Annotated in this window: 15 protein-coding genes; 2 read left to right on the top strand and 13 right to left on the bottom strand. The window is 71.4% G+C overall.

Translation table 11 applies throughout. The features are described from left to right. Positions 1 to 91: 91 nt before the first annotated feature. Both ACPPVO_RS08440 and map read right to left on the bottom strand, forming a co-directional pair. Entirely contained in the window at positions 92 to 715 is a 624-nt protein-coding gene (locus ACPPVO_RS08440) for a VIT1/CCC1 transporter family protein (RefSeq protein ID WP_426514576.1), read from the bottom strand. 166 nt (positions 716 to 881) lie between these two features. Continuing rightward, a complete protein-coding gene (map, locus tag ACPPVO_RS08435) occupies positions 882 to 1,739 on the bottom strand; it encodes a type I methionyl aminopeptidase (RefSeq protein WP_426510667.1) in 858 nt (285 codons plus the stop codon). Positions 1,740 to 1,792: 53 nt separating this feature from the next. On the opposite strand from map, the gene ACPPVO_RS08430 reads away from it, so the two are divergent. Further along, positions 1,793 to 1,978, top strand: coding sequence for a hypothetical protein (locus tag ACPPVO_RS08430; protein ID WP_426510666.1), 186 nt, complete (start codon positions 1,793 to 1,795; stop codon positions 1,976 to 1,978). Here the strand turns inward: ACPPVO_RS08430 and ACPPVO_RS08425 are convergent. From ACPPVO_RS08425 to ACPPVO_RS08375, 11 genes are all read right to left on the bottom strand, one after another. Continuing rightward, positions 1,975 to 2,484: a Uma2 family endonuclease gene (locus ACPPVO_RS08425; protein WP_426510665.1), complete on the bottom strand. Its 510-nt coding sequence runs from the start codon at positions 2,482 to 2,484 to the stop codon at positions 1,975 to 1,977. The genes ACPPVO_RS08430 and ACPPVO_RS08425 overlap by 4 nt on opposite strands. 34 nt (positions 2,485 to 2,518) lie before the next feature. After that, positions 2,519 to 3,238 (bottom strand): gamma-glutamyl-gamma-aminobutyrate hydrolase family protein, encoded by a 720-nt coding sequence (locus ACPPVO_RS08420; protein ID WP_426510664.1) that lies wholly within the window; start codon positions 3,236 to 3,238, stop codon positions 2,519 to 2,521. A gap of 4 nt (positions 3,239 to 3,242) precedes the next feature. After that, the gene (locus tag ACPPVO_RS08415; protein WP_426510663.1) at positions 3,243 to 4,145 is read right to left on the bottom strand and encodes a TIGR03619 family F420-dependent LLM class oxidoreductase; all 903 of its coding nucleotides are present in this window, start codon (positions 4,143 to 4,145) and stop codon (positions 3,243 to 3,245) included. 16 nt (positions 4,146 to 4,161) lie between these two features. Beyond that, on the bottom strand, positions 4,162 to 4,848 hold the full coding sequence (locus ACPPVO_RS08410) for a gamma-glutamyl-gamma-aminobutyrate hydrolase family protein (protein WP_426510662.1): 687 nt from the start codon (positions 4,846 to 4,848) through the stop codon (positions 4,162 to 4,164). Positions 4,849 to 4,852: 4 nt separating this feature from the next. Further along, a complete protein-coding gene (locus ACPPVO_RS08405; RefSeq protein ID WP_426510661.1) occupies positions 4,853 to 5,620 on the bottom strand; it encodes a 3-oxoacyl-ACP reductase in 768 nt (255 codons plus the stop codon). Then, entirely contained in the window at positions 5,621 to 6,976 is a 1,356-nt protein-coding gene (locus tag ACPPVO_RS08400) for an aldehyde dehydrogenase family protein (protein ID WP_426510660.1), read from the bottom strand. It abuts the gene before it with no gap. A gap of 11 nt (positions 6,977 to 6,987) precedes the next feature. Beyond that, positions 6,988 to 8,337, bottom strand: a complete 1,350-nt coding sequence (locus ACPPVO_RS08395) for a glutamine synthetase family protein (RefSeq protein WP_426510659.1) — start codon at positions 8,335 to 8,337, stop codon at positions 6,988 to 6,990. A gap of 37 nt (positions 8,338 to 8,374) precedes the next feature. Then, positions 8,375 to 9,124, bottom strand: coding sequence for a FadR/GntR family transcriptional regulator (locus ACPPVO_RS08390; RefSeq protein WP_426510658.1), 750 nt, complete (start codon positions 9,122 to 9,124; stop codon positions 8,375 to 8,377). Positions 9,125 to 9,186: 62 nt separating this feature from the next. Further along, positions 9,187 to 10,749, bottom strand: a complete 1,563-nt coding sequence (locus ACPPVO_RS08385) for an amino acid permease (RefSeq protein WP_426510657.1) — start codon at positions 10,747 to 10,749, stop codon at positions 9,187 to 9,189. A 13-nt stretch (positions 10,750 to 10,762) separates the two neighbouring features. Continuing rightward, positions 10,763 to 11,722: a phosphotransferase gene (locus tag ACPPVO_RS08380; protein ID WP_426510656.1), complete on the bottom strand. Its 960-nt coding sequence runs from the start codon at positions 11,720 to 11,722 to the stop codon at positions 10,763 to 10,765. 801 nt (positions 11,723 to 12,523) lie between these two features. Beyond that, a complete protein-coding gene (locus ACPPVO_RS08375; protein WP_426510655.1) occupies positions 12,524 to 12,862 on the bottom strand; it encodes a YybH family protein in 339 nt (112 codons plus the stop codon). Positions 12,863 to 12,931: 69 nt separating this feature from the next. Between ACPPVO_RS08375 and ACPPVO_RS08370 the strand changes: the two genes are divergently transcribed. After that, the gene (locus ACPPVO_RS08370; RefSeq protein ID WP_426510654.1) at positions 12,932 to 13,801 is read left to right on the top strand and encodes a LysR family transcriptional regulator; all 870 of its coding nucleotides are present in this window, start codon (positions 12,932 to 12,934) and stop codon (positions 13,799 to 13,801) included. The last annotated feature ends 279 nt before the right edge of the window (positions 13,802 to 14,080 follow it).

Genomic DNA, 14,080 nt, shown 5'->3' with positions numbered 1-14,080 from the left:
CGTGGGCCGGTCCGACGATGCAGCCGCGTCGTTAACGAGTACGCCGTCTCGTGAGCCTGCCGTCTCGGGGATGCATCCGCCCCGGGACGGCTCAGGCCGCGATACCGATGATGTGACCGACGAGATACGTAGCCCCGGCCGCCGCCGCGCCGAGCAGCAGCTGCCGGGCTCCCGAACGCCACCACGACCGCCGGGTGAAGCGGGCGATCAGCGCACCCGCGACGAACAGCCCCACCCCGCCGGCCCCGAGCGCGAGCGGCAGCGACGCCGCCCCGGACAGGTACGGCAGGAGCGGGACGAGGGCCCCGGCCGCGAAGCACACGAACGACGAGCCGGCCGCCGTCCAGGGCGAGGGCACGTCGTTCGGATCGACACCCAGCTCCTCCTGCGCATGCACGCGCACGGCCGCCTCGGGGTTCCGCCCGAGGATCGTGGCCACTTCACGAGCCAGTTCCGGCGGTACCCCACGCGCCTGCCAGATCCGCGCCAGCTCGGCGGCCTCGGCCTCGGGGTACCGATCCAGCTCCCGCCGCTCCTTGAGCACCTCGGCGGCGACCTGCTCGTTCTGCGCCCGCACGCTGGTGAACTCCCCGAGCGCCATGGAGATCGCCCCGGCCACGAGCCCGGCCGCGCCGGTGAGCACGATCTGACGGGCCGCGGCCCCGCCCCCACCGACGCCGGCGATCAGCGCGATGTTGGTGACGAGCCCGTCCATGGCCCCGAACACCGCCGCGCGCAGCCACCCACCGGAGACGTCGGCGTGATGGTGCTCGTCCTCGGCCGCCGGATGGCTCACGCCGCCGCCTCCGCTTCGCTCCGGCGTCGGCGCGAGTCGGCCCTGCGCCAATGGTGAGCGGCCCCTCCGCTCCGCTCCGGACCGCTCACGGCAGGGTCAGGATCTCGTACCCGTCCTCGGTCACCACGATCGTGTGCTCGAACTGGGCCGTCCACCGGCGGTCCTTGGTGACGACCGTCCAGCCGTCCTTCCAGATGTCGTACTCGTGCGTCCCCAGCGTGATCATGGGTTCGATGGTGAACGTCATGCCCGGCTCCATCACGGTGGTGAGCCGCGGGTTGTCGTAGTGCGGCACGTAGAGCCCGGTGTGGAAGACCTCGTTGATGCCGTGCCCGGTGAAGTCGCGCACGACGCCGTAGTGGAAGCGCTTGGCGTACGCCTCGATGACCCGCCCGATGGCGTTGATCGGGCGCCCGGGCGCCACCGCGCGGATGCCGCGCATCATCGCCTCGCGGGTGCGCTCGACCAGCAGCCGCGCCTCCTCGTCGACGTTGCCGACGCAGAAGGTCTGGTTGGTGTCGCCGTGCACGCCGCCGATGAACGCGGTCACGTCGACGTTGAGGATGTCGCCGTCCTCGATCACCGTCGAGTCGGGGATACCGTGGCAGATGACCTCGTTGAGCGAGGTGCAGCACGACTTCGGGAAGTTCTTGTACCCCAGCGTCGACGGGTAGGCGCCGTGGTCGCACAGGAACTCGTGCACGACCCGGTCGACCTCGTCGGTGGTGACCCCCGGCTGCGCGTGCTGCCCGGCGAGCACGGTGGCCTGCGCGGCCAGCTTGGACGCGACCCGCATCCGCTCGATGATCTCGGGCGGCTGCACGTCGGACCCGCGGTGCTTGGCGGGCGCCTGCTTGCCGACGTACTCGGGCCGCGCTATGCCGGCGGGAACCTGCCGCCACGGAGTCTGCGTGCCGGGGGCGAGCGGAGCGCGAACCTTCATGGCCAGAAGCCTAACGCGCATCAACACGGCCCTGTCCGGGTAACCACCCAGGCATGATCGACGACGAACGCATCCGCGACCGGGCCGAGCTGCTGCCGGAGGAACTGGCCGCGGGCAGCGACGACCCCGAGGCCCAGGCCGAAGCGGTACTCCAGGACTCCGACGACCGCGAGGACTACCGCGAGAGCGCCCCGGACCTGCGCATCGAGCACCGCACCGCGGACGAGGCCGCCTCCTAGTCCTCGCCGACCATCTCCTTTACCGACGTCTCGCCGGTTCGGACATACTTGCCACCCTGCAGTTCGTGCATGATGACGATCCGCTCGCCGCTCAACTCTTCGACCAGCCAGTACTGCGGAATTCCCACTCGCGCATAGACCAGCGGCTTGATCATCCGATCTTGGGTCCGCGACGTCGGGGACACGATCTCGATGGCAATGTCGATGATGCTGGGCGGCTGCTGGTAGACCTTCGGAACCAGGACCTCGCCCTTCTTCAGCACGACGAGATCCGGAATTCGATAGTTGACGTCATCGACCATGACGCCGACGTTTGCGTAGACGCGTCTTCGCTGCGATCGCAAATAGAATTGGAGGTCGCTCTCGGCCTCCTGGTGTTCGCTGAGTGGTGGGGGGACCACCAGCAGCATCCCTTCGTGCAGTTCGAATCGCACACCCTCGATGTCGTCCATCGCTAGGAGATCGGCCACGGTGTAACCGGTGGCCGAGGACGGACGATCGAGCATCTCAGCTGTCCTCACTGCACGAAGGTAGCAGGGGTTAGGGCCGTGTGGCCACCTGCTCCCTGTAAGCCGCGGCGGCGGCTACGAAGGCCTCGAAGAGGCGGAAGTCCGTGGTGTCCTCCGGGTGCCACTGCACGCCCACCGCGAAGGTCTTCGCCGGGTCCTCCACCACCTCGATGAGGTTGTCCTCCGGGCACCAGCCGGTCGGCGCGAGCCGCCCCGGGTCGGCGCAGCCCTGGTGGTGGAACGAGTTGACGATCACCGCGTCGCCCAGGACCGCGGCGGCCCGCGAGCCCGGCGAGAGCCGCACCGGGTGCTCGCCGAACTTCGGCCCGCTCACCGGCCGGTGGTTGTGGTGGCCGAGCACGTCGGGCAGGTGCTGGTGGAGCCGCCCGCCGTAGGCGACGCACATGAGCTGCATGCCGCGGCAGATGCCGAAGAGCGGCAGGTCGGCCTCGAGCGCGGCCCGCATGAGCAGCAGCTCGGCGGCGTCGCGCTCCGGCTTGACCTTGGTCGTGGCGTGCGGGGGCTCGCCGTACAGGTCCGGGTTCACGTCCGAGCCGCCGGTGAACATGATGCCGTGCAGGCCGTCGAGCACGTCGGCGTCCGGGTCGTCGGGGGTGACCAGGACCGCCCGGCCGCCCGAGACGTGCACCGCGTGCACGTACGAGAGCGGCAGGACCGCGGAGAAGGTGTCGTTGAGGCCGAAGCGGGTTTCCTCGGCGTACGTGGTCAGGCCGATGACCGGTCGCGACATGACCTCAACTTAGCCCTCGCGGGGTGAGGTTGTGCAGGATGTCCAGGGCACGGTCCTCGGCCGCGGCGGCATCGACGTCGGGCCCGGCGATCGTCGGGTCGAAGTTGAGGTCGTAGAAGATCTCGGTGACCCCCTGCGTGCCCAGCCAGGCGACGTCCTCGCGGATCTTCTCCCACGAACCGGCCAGGAACTCGCGCCCGGGCCGGAACAGCACGGCGCGGCACACGATGCGCACCTCGTCCGGGTCGCGGCCGGCCTTCTCCGCGCCCGCGCGCACGAGCGCGACGTCCTTGGCGATCTGCGTGAGGTCGTGCGCGCTGCGCGACACCCAGCCGTCGGCGATCTCGCCGGCCCGGCTCAGGGCGGCCGGGACCGAGCCGCCGAGCAGGATCGGCACCCCGCCCTCCCGGGCCGGCTTCGGGTCCATGCGCCCGCGCGGGAGCGTGTAGAACTCGCCGTCGAACTCGCTGACCTCGTCGCGCCAGAGCGTGCGCAGTACCGCCACGAACTCCCGCGTCCGCGCGGCCCGGCGCTCCCCGCTCGCCCCGGTGGCGGCGAACTCGGCCTCCGACCATCCGGTGCCGAGCCCCAGGTCCACCCGCCCGCCGCTGAGCACGTCGAGCGAGCCGACCTGCTTGGCCAGGTACGCCGGGCTCACGAACGGCAGGTTGACGACCGCCACTCCGAGCCGGACGGTCTCGGTGCACGCCGCGGCGAAGCCGAGCGCCACGAGCGGGTCCAGCACGCTGCGATACACGGGGTCGACCGCCTGATCGACCCCGACGAACAGCCTCTGAAAGGTCCAGAGGGAGTCGTACGCCTGGTGCTCCGCCGCCTTCGCGAAGCGCCCCAACCGCTCCGGCGTGGCCCATGTTCCCGACACCGGCAGCCCGAACCCGATCCGCATGTGTCCAACCTACCGATCAGACGGCGGCGACGAGGGCGGCGAAGGGGCGGACGTCGCCCGCCTCCTCCGGGTGCCACTGCACGCCGAGCACGAAGCGCTTCGCGGGGTCCTCGACCGCCTCGACGACCTCGTCGTCGGCCCACCCGGTCACGGTAAGCGCGCCCGGCGAGCCGACGGCCTGGTGGTGGTACGAGTTCACCTCCGCCGTCGCCCCGAACACACGCGCCGCGCGGGAGCCGGGGGCGAAGCGGGCCGGGTGCGTGCCGTACACGCCCGGCGCCGGCTGGTGCCGTTCGCTGCCGAGCACGTCCGGCAGGTGCTGGATCAGCGACCCGCCGTAGGCGACGGCGAGCAGCTCCATCCCCCGGCACACCCCGAGCACGGGGCGGTCGGCCTCCAGCGCGGCGGTGAGCAGGGCCAGCTCGCCGGCGTCGCGGTCGGGCCGCGTCCGCGTGGCCGGGTGCGCGTCCGCGCCGTACCGGCCGGGCTCGATGTCGGCGCCCCCGGCCAGCACGAGCGCGTCGAGGCGCCCGATGAGCTCCTTCGCGTCGTCCTGCTCGTCCGGCGGGAGCACCACGGCCCGGGCCCCGGCCGCGCGGACCATCCGCACGTAGGCCTCCGGCACCAGCACCGCCCGGGTGTCCCAGACGCCCCAGCGCGCCGGCTCCGCGTACGCGCTGATTCCCACGATCGGTCGGGTCATCGGACTAGAGCGGGGTCACGTAGGCGCCGGTGATGCCACCGTCGACGATGAACGACGAGGCGGTGATGAACGAGGCGTCGTCGCTGGCCAGGAACGCCACCGCGCCCGCGATCTCCTCGGGCGTGCCGAAGCGGCCCATGGGCACGTGCACGAGGCGCCGCTGGGCCCGCTCCGGGTCCTTCGCGAACAGCTCCATGAGCAGCGGCGTCGCGACCGGCCCGGGGCACAGCGCGTTGACGCGGATGCCCTGCCGGGCGAACTGCACGCCCAGCTCGCGGGTCATCGACAGCACGGCGCCCTTGGAGGCGGTGTAGGCGATCTGCGACGTCGCCGCGCCGAGCAGCGCCACGAAGCTGGCCGTGTTGATGATGGAGCCCCGGCCCTGGGCGAGCATGTGCGGGATGGCGTACTTGCAGCAGAAGTACACGCTCGTGCTGTTCACCTTCAGCACGCGCTCCCACGCCTCGATGCCGGTGTCGAGGATGGAGTCGTCCTCGGGCGGCGAGATGCCGGCGTTGTTGAAGGCGATGTCGAGGCGGCCGTGGCGCTCGACGACGCCGTCGAAGAGGGCCTTGACCGCGGCCTCGTCGGCGACGTCGACGGCCACGAACTCGCCGCCGACCTCCTCCGCGGCCGCCTTGCCGGCCGCCTCGTTCAGGTCGACCGCGACCACCTTCGCGCCCTCGGACGCGAACCGGCGCGCGGTCGCCAGGCCGATGCCGCTGCCGGCACCGGTGATGACCGCGACGCGGTCCTGCAGACGTGGCTGCACCTATACCTCCGTGCTGAAGAAGACGTTCTTGACTTCGCAGAACGCGGCGAGCGCGTCCGGGCCGAGCTCGCGGCCGAGGCCGCTCTGCTTCACCCCGCCGAACGGGGTCCAGTACCGCACCGAGGAGTGCGAGTTCACGCTCAGGGCGCCGGTCTCCACGCCGCGGGCGACGCGGATGCCGCGGCCGAGGTCACGCGTCCAGATCGAGCCGGACAGGCCGTACTCGGTGTCGTTGGCCAGCTGGACCGCCTCGTCCTCGTCCGCGAAGCACAGCACCGACAGGACGGGGCCGAAGATCTCCTCGCGCCAGTGGCGGTCCTGCGCCGACCGCGCGGTGAGGACGGTCGGCGCCATCCAGTAGCCGGGGCCGTCCGGGGCGCTGCCGCGGATGGCGACCGCGTCGTCGTCCACGTAGGAGCGCACGCTGTCGCGCTGCCCGGCGGAGATGAGCGGGCCCATCTGGGCCGACTCCAGGGCCGGGTCCTCGCAGCGGAAGGCCTTGACCGATTCCTCGAGCCGGGCCATGAACTCGTCGTACACGCTCGCCTGCACCAGCAGCCGCGACCGCGCGCAGCAGTCCTGGCCGGCGTTGTCGAACACCGAACCGGGCGCGGACGCGGCCGCCTTGTCGAGGTCGGCGTCGGCGAAGACGATGTTGGCGCTCTTCCCGCCCAGCTCCAGCGTTACCCGCTTCACCTGCTTGGCGCAGCCGGCCATGATGCGCTTGCCGACCTCGGTGGAGCCGGTGAAGCACACCTTGCGCACGAGCGGGTGGGTGACGAAGCGCTGCCCGACGATCGAACCCTTGCCCGGCAGTACCGTGAAAACGCCCTCGGGCAGGCCCGCCTCCAGGGCCAGCTCGCCGAGGCGGATCGCGGTCAGCGGGGTGAGCTCGGCCGGCTTGAGCACCACCGTGTTGCCGGCGGCCAGCGCGGGCGCGAAGCCCCAGCCGGCGATCGGCATCGGGAAGTTCCAGGGCACGATGACGCCCACGACGCCCAGCGGCTCGTAGAAGGTGACGTCCAGGCCGCCGGCGACCGGGATCTGGCGGCCGCTGAGCCGCTCGGGCGCGCCCGCGTAGTAGTCCAGGACGTCGCGGACGTTGCCGGCCTCCCAGCGGGCGTTGCCGATGGTGTGCCCGGCGTTGCGCACCTCGAGCCGCGCGAGCTCCTCGTTGTGCGCGTCGACCACGGCGGCGAAGCGGCGCAGCAGGCGCGCGCGGTCGCCCGGCGCGACCGCGCGCCACGTGGCGAACGCGGCGTGGGCGCGCTCGATCGCGGCGTCGGTCTCCGCCTCCGTGAGCGACGGGACCGTCGCCACGACCTGCTCGTCGACCGGCGAAATGACGTCGTGCATGTACTTACCCCTTAGAGACGTTCGAAGCCGCGCACGAGCTCCCAGTCGGTCACCGCCGCGTCAAACGCTGCCAGCTCGACGCGCGCCATGTTGGCGTAATGCGCGACGACGTCCTCACCGAACGCCGCCCGCGCGAGTTCGCTGCCCTCCCACAGGGCGAGGGCCTCCCGCAGCGTGGCCGGCACCCGCGGGGCGTCCGCGTCCTGGTAGGCGTTGCCGGTGTACACGTCCTCGAGCTCCAGCCCGTTGCGGATCCCGTGCAGCGCGCCCGCGCACAGGGCGGCGATGGCGAGGTACGGGTTCACGTCGGCGCCGGGCACCCGGTTCTCCACGCGCATGGAGGCGCCGTGCCCGACGAGGCGCAGGGCGCAGGTGCGGTTGTCCAGGCCCCAGCGCACCGCGGTCGGCGCGAACGAGCCTTCCTGGAAGCGCTTGTACGAGTTGATGTTCGGCGCGTAGAAGAGCGTGAACTCGCGCAGCGTCGCGAGGATGCCCGCCATCGCGCTGCGGAACATGGGCGACACGCCGTGCTCGCCGTCGCCGGCCACCGCGGAGCGCCCGTCGGCCGAGCGCAGCGAGAAGTGGATGTGGCAGGAGTTGCCCTCCCGCGCGTTCGGCTTGGCCATGAACGTGATGGAGACGCCCTCCTGCGCGGCGATCTCCTTGGCGCCGTTCTTGTAGAGCACGTGCCCGTCGGCGTTGGGCAGCGCGGCGTCGTACCGGAACGCGATCTCGAGCTGGCCGAGGTTGCACTCGCCCTTGGCGCTCTCCGGGGTCAGCCCGGCCCCGGCCATCTCGTTGCGGATCCGGCGCAGCAGCGGCTCGACCCGGGCGGTCTGCAGCAGCGAGTAGTCGGAGTTGAAGAGGGTCACCGGCGTCAGGTCGCGGTACGCCTTGCGGAACGCGTCCTCATAGGACTCACGGAAGGCGATGAACTCCAGCTCCGTGCCGGTGTACGCGCTGTAGCCGGCCTCGCGCAGCCGTCCCAGCTGGGCCTGCAGCACCTGGCGCGGCGACGCGGTGACCGGCCCGCCCGCGAGCAGCTGCAGGTCGGCGAGGACGAGCGCGGTGCCGGGGAGCCAGGGGACGCGCCGCAGCGTGGCGAAGTCCGGGATCATCGCGAAGTCGCCGTAGCCGCCGGACCACGAGGACATCGCGTAGCCCTCGACGGTGTTCATGTCGACGTCGACGGCGAGCAGGTAGTTGCAGCCCTCGGTGCCGTGTGCGATGACGTCGGCCACGAAGTGCCCGGCGTGGAAGCGCTTGCCCTGCAGCCGCCCCTGCATGTCCGTGACGGCCACGATGACGGTGTCGATGTCGCCCTCTTCGATGGCGATGCGCAGCTGCTCGACGGTCAACATCGGCTTTCCCCTAAAGGTCTAGTACCAAACCATAAACTCAACCCAGCAGGCCGCGCAACAGCGTTGCGGTGCCGTCGCAGTGCTGCTCCATCTCGCTGCGGGCCACCGCCGGGTCGCCGGCCAGGATCGCCTCGACCACCCGCTCGTGCTGGGCGTCGGAGTGGTCGAGGTTGCGCCGCAGCACCGGGATCGCGGCCAGCAGCCGGTCGAGGCGCAGCTGGACGTCGGCGATGGAGGCCGCCACCGAGGTGGAGCCGCTGGCCGCCGCGATCGCCAGGTGCAGCCGCGAGTCGTTGACGCGCCGCGTCAGCGGGTCGCGCACCCGCGCGGCGGCCAGGCACGCCACCAGGTGCGCCCGGTCGGCCGCGGACAGCGCCCGGGTCGCGGCCAGCGCGGCCGCGCCCGGCTCCAGCACCCGCCGGAAGTCCAGCGCGTCGTGCAGGCTGTCGCCCATCTCCCGGGCCAGGGCCGTGGCGTCCTGGACCTGACCCTCGCCCGACCCGCCGGGCTCGCCGGTGGAGCGGACGACGAAGGTCCCCCCGGAGCGGCCGCGGCGCGACTCGAGGAACCCCGCCTCGCGCAGCGCCGCGATCGCCTCCCGCAGCGTGACCCGGCTGACCTGCAGCCGCTCGGCCAGCTCCCGCTCGGGCGGGAGCCGTTCGCCGACCGGCACGAGGCCTAGCCGGATCGCCTGGGCCAGCCGGGCAACGGTGATCTCGAAGGCGTTGCCGCCCCGAACCGGGCGCCACATCGGCACTCCCGACAGCGGCTCCGTCGCCACCGGCATCCGACCTCCCCGATAGTCTCCGGGCCGGCCATCGCGGCGGCCGGCCCGGAGACCATCATCCCTTACTCCTGCGCGGCGGCCGTGTCCTCGGCCAGGGCCTGATCGATGGTCCGGATCGGGCCGTGGAACCAGTTGCGGGCCGAGAGCACCCACCACAGTGCCGCCCCGCCGATAACGATGATCATCGCGATCGGGGCATAGTTGACCGCGGTCCAGGTGAAGCCCTCGTGGCCCGGGATCGCGGTCGGCGTGAAGGGCAGGATGAAGTAGATCGACACGATAACGATCTCCACCACCGCGATCCAGCCGAGCACCTTGTACTTGCTGCCCAGCGTCCAGGGGCCGGGGACGAACTTGTCGCCCATCCGCAGCCGCAGGTAGATCGGGATGAGGAACGCGACGTAGAGGCCGATGACGGCGACGGAGACGACGGCGTAGAACGCGGTCGGCGCGCCGGTCGGGCTCTTGTACAACGCGGGCAGCGTCAGCACGAGGCCGGCGAAGGCCGCGCCGATGATCGCGTTGACCGGCGTGCCGTTGCGGTCCACTTTGGACCACAACCGCCAGCCCGGCACCGCGCGGTCGCGGCTGAACGCGTACGTCATCCGGGACATGCTCGTCACGCAGCTCATGCCGCAGAAGAACTGCCCGATGGTCGAGATGACGATGACCGCCTTGAAGAACCCGGGGCTCAGCGCGGTCTCGAAGATCGCGCCGGAGAACCCGGCGGCCTTGGTGATCTCGTCCACGTGGGTCGCGGCGAACAGGAACGACAGCAGCAGGATCCAGCCGCCGATCGCGGAGTAGAAGATGGACTGCCACAGCCCGCGCGCGGCCGCCTTCGACGCGCCCTTCGTCTCCTCCGACACGTGGGCACAAGCATCAAAGCCCGTGATGGTGTACTGCGTGAGAAGGAAACCGAACGGCAGCACCAGGAACCAGTACGTGGCGTCGGAGTACCCGGAGTTGTTGAAGCGCTCCGTGAACACGAACGACAGGCTCTGGTGCTTCTCGGGCACGAAGATCAGGATCAGCACGATGACGGCCGAGCCCGCCACGTGCCACCACACCGAGACGTTCTGCAGCACGTCGATGATGTTGTGACCCCAGATGTTGATGGCCACGTGCGCGGCCAGGATCACGACGAACAGCAGGAACGTCAGGTTGAGGTTGGTGCTGTCCCACCCGCTGTAGGCGTCGAGCACCAGGCTGAAGAACGTGGCGCAGCCGTAGTCGACCGACGCGGTGACCGCGACGAGCCCGACCAGGTTGAGCCAGCCGGTGAACCAGCCGTGCACCGGCTTGCCCATCCGGGCCGCCCACCAGTAGATACCGCCGGCCGTCGGGTACGCCGAGACCAGCTCCGACATGCAGAAGCCGATGATGAGGATGAAGATCGAGATCAGCGGCCAGCCCCACGAGATGGCGACGGGTCCGCCGTTCATCCAGGCCTGGCCGAAGGTCGTGAAGCAGCCGGCGAGGATCGAGATGATGGAGAACGAGATGGCAAAGTTGGAGAAGCCGCTCCACTTGCGGTGCAGCTCCTGCTTGTAGCCCAGTTCGGCGAGCCGCTTCTCGTCATCGTCCTCGAGCGGTAGGCCGGCCTGGGTCGGCGATGCCGACATGGCACCTCCTCATTTAGGGGTTGGGGGTGAGGGGATTCCTTCCGGTCACCGTGCCCAGCAGGCGCCCGAGCGCGGGGTCGTCGAGCGCGTTACGCGCCTGGCCCCACTTTTCGGCCGCCTCCGCCGCGTAGTCGAAGCCCACCGGGTCCTCGCCGCGGGCGGCGGCGAGGAGTCCATGGTGGACGGTGAACCACAGGGCCCAGGTCACGTTGGACACGATGTGGAACAGCCGGACCCGAGCCAGCAGCGCCGGGGTGAGCTCGGCGCCGAAGTAGGCCCCGGCCAGGAGGCCGGTCAGGTCCGGGTCGTAGTCCGCCTCGGCGGCGATGTCGCCGAGCTCGAACGCGGGGTCGTTGTTGCCGGAGAGCTGGTAGTCGATGATGCGCACGCCGCTGGACGTGGCGATGAAGTTCTCCGCCAGCAGATCGTTGTGGCACGGTACGGCGGGCAGGGGCTCCTTGCTCAGCGCCGCCCGCAGCACCTCCACTGTGGATTCGCGGTCCAGGTACCCCGCGGGCAACGGCAGGTCGTGCCGCCGGCACCGCTCCAGCAGCTCGGCCCGCTTCTCGAAGATGTCGAAGTCGTTGCCGAACGCGGGCCCGGCGTGCAGCCTCCGGCACGCGGTCGCGAGCGCCGGGATCACCGCGGGCATGCGCACCTCGGCCGCCCCGAGCGTGCGCCCGGGCAGGAACTCGAGCACGATCGCGGGCACGTCGGGCAGCGTGGCGTACACCTGAGCCCCGACCGTCCCGGCGGCCACCTCGGTGTTGGCGATCTCCCGCTCGGGCGCGATGCCGAGCCCCGCTTCGTGCACTTTCGGCTCGAGCACGCGCAGCACGTACGGCACCCGGTCGACGTCGACGCGGTACACGTGATGGGAGAGCCCACCCGCGAGCCGCTGCCACTCGACCGCGCGGCCCATCCACGACGGGACCCGCTCCAGCAGGTCCGCGATGGACGGCACCGCGCTCATGACATCCGGCCCCTTCGCCGCGATAACGCCGGCCGAATTCGGGCGAAGCCAGGCCTTTAACCCGGCAGGTCCAAAGTGATCGGCGTCATGGTGCCCCGAGTTAACGCTCCCTTCAGCCGCTCGTCAAGAGCCATCCTCACGTTTACAGACCGGAAACATTAGGCCTACGGGCAGACCATTTATCTGCGCCTGGCGGCGCGGCGGGGGGTTCCCACCCCGCACCCCCCATGGCCGCTGCGCGACCACTCTCGGCGGCGCTGCGCTGCCGGGTCACCCGGGTCCATCGGTCTCGTCGACGCCGCTCGAATCTTCGGCTGGACGGTCCACTCACGCGGGCGCACGTCGCGGTCCACTCGCGCGGGCGCACGTCACGCCCACTCGCGCGGGCGCACGTCAGGTCCGCCGCCGTCACCCGCTCCGCCGCGCGACACCTGCACTCCCGCGCCTCACACCCCGCGCCTGCGCTCCCGCGCCTGCGCTCCCGCGCCTCACACCCCGCGCCTGCGCTCCCGCGCCTCACACCCCGCGCCTGCGCTCCCGCGCCTCACACCCCGCGCCTACGCTCCCGCCCCTCACGCTCCGCGCCTACGCTCCCGCCCCTCACGCTCCGCGCTTAAGCTCCCGCGCCCTACACCGCGCGCCGCACCCGCACGCCTCTTTCCGCTCCCGCACCCCGAACCCGCACGCCACTTCCGCGCCCCACACTCTCGCTCTACATCCGGGCCCTCGTCTTCGCATCTCACGCGCGGACGCGTCCGAGCGCCTCACCGGTGGGCGGGCGCTCGGACGCGGAGGCGGCGTCTACTGCTCGGGCCGGTCGATGACGCGCAGCCACGTACCGTCGGGCTGGCGCCGAACCACCTGGACGCGTCCGCCCGTGCCGTCCTTCGGCTTGGTCGAGGTCAGCGCCAGATCCCCCTGATGGATCGTGGGCAGCGCCTCCTCCAGCTCGAAGTGCGGCACGTGCTTGAGCATCTCCTCGCAGACCGCCTGAATGGCCGCGCGCCCCACGGTGGTGCTGCCCGGCGGGTAGGCGAGGACGGCATCGGGCTCGTACAGCGCGGCCAGCCCGGCGGCGTCGCCGGCATTGGCGCGCTCGACGAACAGACGGGACAGATCTTCCGGAGTCTTCGCGTTCATGCCTCCACCGTCCCGCGGCCGATCCAGAACACCAAGACCTATCTTGTCCTGCATTTAGAATCGGTGGTTATGGAACTGCATCAGCTGGAGTACTTCCTGGCCGTGGTCGAGGAGGGCGGCTTCACCCGCGCGGCCGCGCGCCTACGCGTCGCCCAGCCCGGGGTCAGCGCCCAGATCCGCAAGCTCGAACGCGAGCTGGGCCTGCCGCTGCTCGACCGCACGACGCGCTCGGTACGCATCACCGCGGCGGGCGAGGCCGTACTCCCCCACGCCAGGGCGGCCCTGGCCGCCGTGGACAGCGCCCGCCAGGCGGTCGACGAACTGGCGGGCCTGACGCGCGGCCGCGTGGCCGTCGGTACCGTCAGCTCCCACACCGTCGACCTAGCCACCCTCCTCGCCGGCTTCCACGCGAGCTGGCCGGACGTGGAGATAACGCTGGTCGAGGACGTGAACGACCGCCTGATCGAGTCGGTGCGGGAGGGCACCCTGGACGCGGCGATCGTCGCCTACGCGCGGGTGCCCGAGGGCCTGGACGACCACGTGATCAGCGACGAGGCGATCGACGCCGCGGTGTGGGAGGGCCACGAGCTGGCGGGCCGCGAAACGGTACGGCTGACCGAACTCCGCGACCGCCCCCTCATCTGCCTGCCGCGCGGAGGCGGCATCCGAGCGATCCTGGACGCCGCGTGCGCGGAGGCGGGCTTCACCCCGCGCGTGGCCTTCGAGGCGGGCTCACCACAGGTGGTGGAACAACTGGCGTCGCGCCACCTGGGAATCGCCATCCTGCCGGCATCGATCGCCAGGCACCGCCCCCACCTGCACCCGCTGCGCATAACGAACCCGGACCTGCGCGGCCGCCTGGGCCTGACCTGGCGCCACACCGTCCCAGCGAGCCCGGCCGCCGCCGCCTGGCTACGCCACGCCCGCACCCACCTATGACGCCCGCACCACGCCAAGGCCAGCCGACGGCCAACACCGCACCGGGTACCCCGCCCGGTTCCGCGCGGAGGCGGGTCACCCCGCCCCGTTCCCGCGCGGAAGCGGGTCACCCGCCCCGTTCCCGCGCGGAGGCCGCCTACCCCGCCCCGTTCCGCGCGGAGGCGCCGCAATCCGCCCCGAACAGCGCAAACCCGCCACGCACCACCGTCCGCACGGAGGCGTTCGCAATGCGCCCCCGAACAGCGCAATCCCGTCAGGCACTCCCCTCACGCGCGGAAG

The organism is Dactylosporangium sp. McL0621, assembly GCF_049995355.1.
Taxonomy (GTDB): Bacteria; Actinomycetota; Actinomycetes; order Mycobacteriales; family Micromonosporaceae; genus Dactylosporangium.
Note: the sequence above shows the minus strand (reverse complement) of the source record. Positions and strands in the feature narration are given on the sequence as shown.

Excerpts from the sequence above, each read along its gene's own strand:
- ACPPVO_RS08390 (WP_426510658.1), bottom strand. The coding sequence starts at position 9,124 with ATGCCGGTGGCGACGGAGCCGCTGTCGGGAGTGCCGATGTGGCGCCCG.
- ACPPVO_RS08370 (WP_426510654.1), top strand. The coding sequence starts at position 12,932 with ATGGAACTGCATCAGCTGGAGTACTTCCTGGCCGTGGTCGAGGAGGGC.
- ACPPVO_RS08440 (WP_426514576.1), bottom strand. The coding sequence starts at position 715 with ATGGACGGGCTCGTCACCAACATCGCGCTGATCGCCGGCGTCGGTGGG.
- ACPPVO_RS08425 (WP_426510665.1), bottom strand. The coding sequence starts at position 2,484 with ATGCTCGATCGTCCGTCCTCGGCCACCGGTTACACCGTGGCCGATCTC.
- ACPPVO_RS08385 (WP_426510657.1), bottom strand. The coding sequence starts at position 10,749 with ATGTCGGCATCGCCGACCCAGGCCGGCCTACCGCTCGAGGACGATGAC.
- ACPPVO_RS08415 (WP_426510663.1), bottom strand. The coding sequence starts at position 4,145 with ATGCGGATCGGGTTCGGGCTGCCGGTGTCGGGAACATGGGCCACGCCG.
- ACPPVO_RS08400 (WP_426510660.1), bottom strand. The coding sequence starts at position 6,976 with ATGCACGACGTCATTTCGCCGGTCGACGAGCAGGTCGTGGCGACGGTC.
- ACPPVO_RS08410 (WP_426510662.1), bottom strand. The coding sequence starts at position 4,848 with ATGACCCGACCGATCGTGGGAATCAGCGCGTACGCGGAGCCGGCGCGC.
- ACPPVO_RS08395 (WP_426510659.1), bottom strand. The coding sequence starts at position 8,337 with ATGTTGACCGTCGAGCAGCTGCGCATCGCCATCGAAGAGGGCGACATC.
- ACPPVO_RS08380 (WP_426510656.1), bottom strand. The coding sequence starts at position 11,722 with ATGAGCGCGGTGCCGTCCATCGCGGACCTGCTGGAGCGGGTCCCGTCG.
- map (WP_426510667.1), bottom strand. The coding sequence starts at position 1,739 with ATGAAGGTTCGCGCTCCGCTCGCCCCCGGCACGCAGACTCCGTGGCGG.
- ACPPVO_RS08375 (WP_426510655.1), bottom strand. The coding sequence starts at position 12,862 with ATGAACGCGAAGACTCCGGAAGATCTGTCCCGTCTGTTCGTCGAGCGC.
- ACPPVO_RS08430 (WP_426510666.1), top strand. The coding sequence starts at position 1,793 with ATGATCGACGACGAACGCATCCGCGACCGGGCCGAGCTGCTGCCGGAG.
- ACPPVO_RS08420 (WP_426510664.1), bottom strand. The coding sequence starts at position 3,238 with ATGTCGCGACCGGTCATCGGCCTGACCACGTACGCCGAGGAAACCCGC.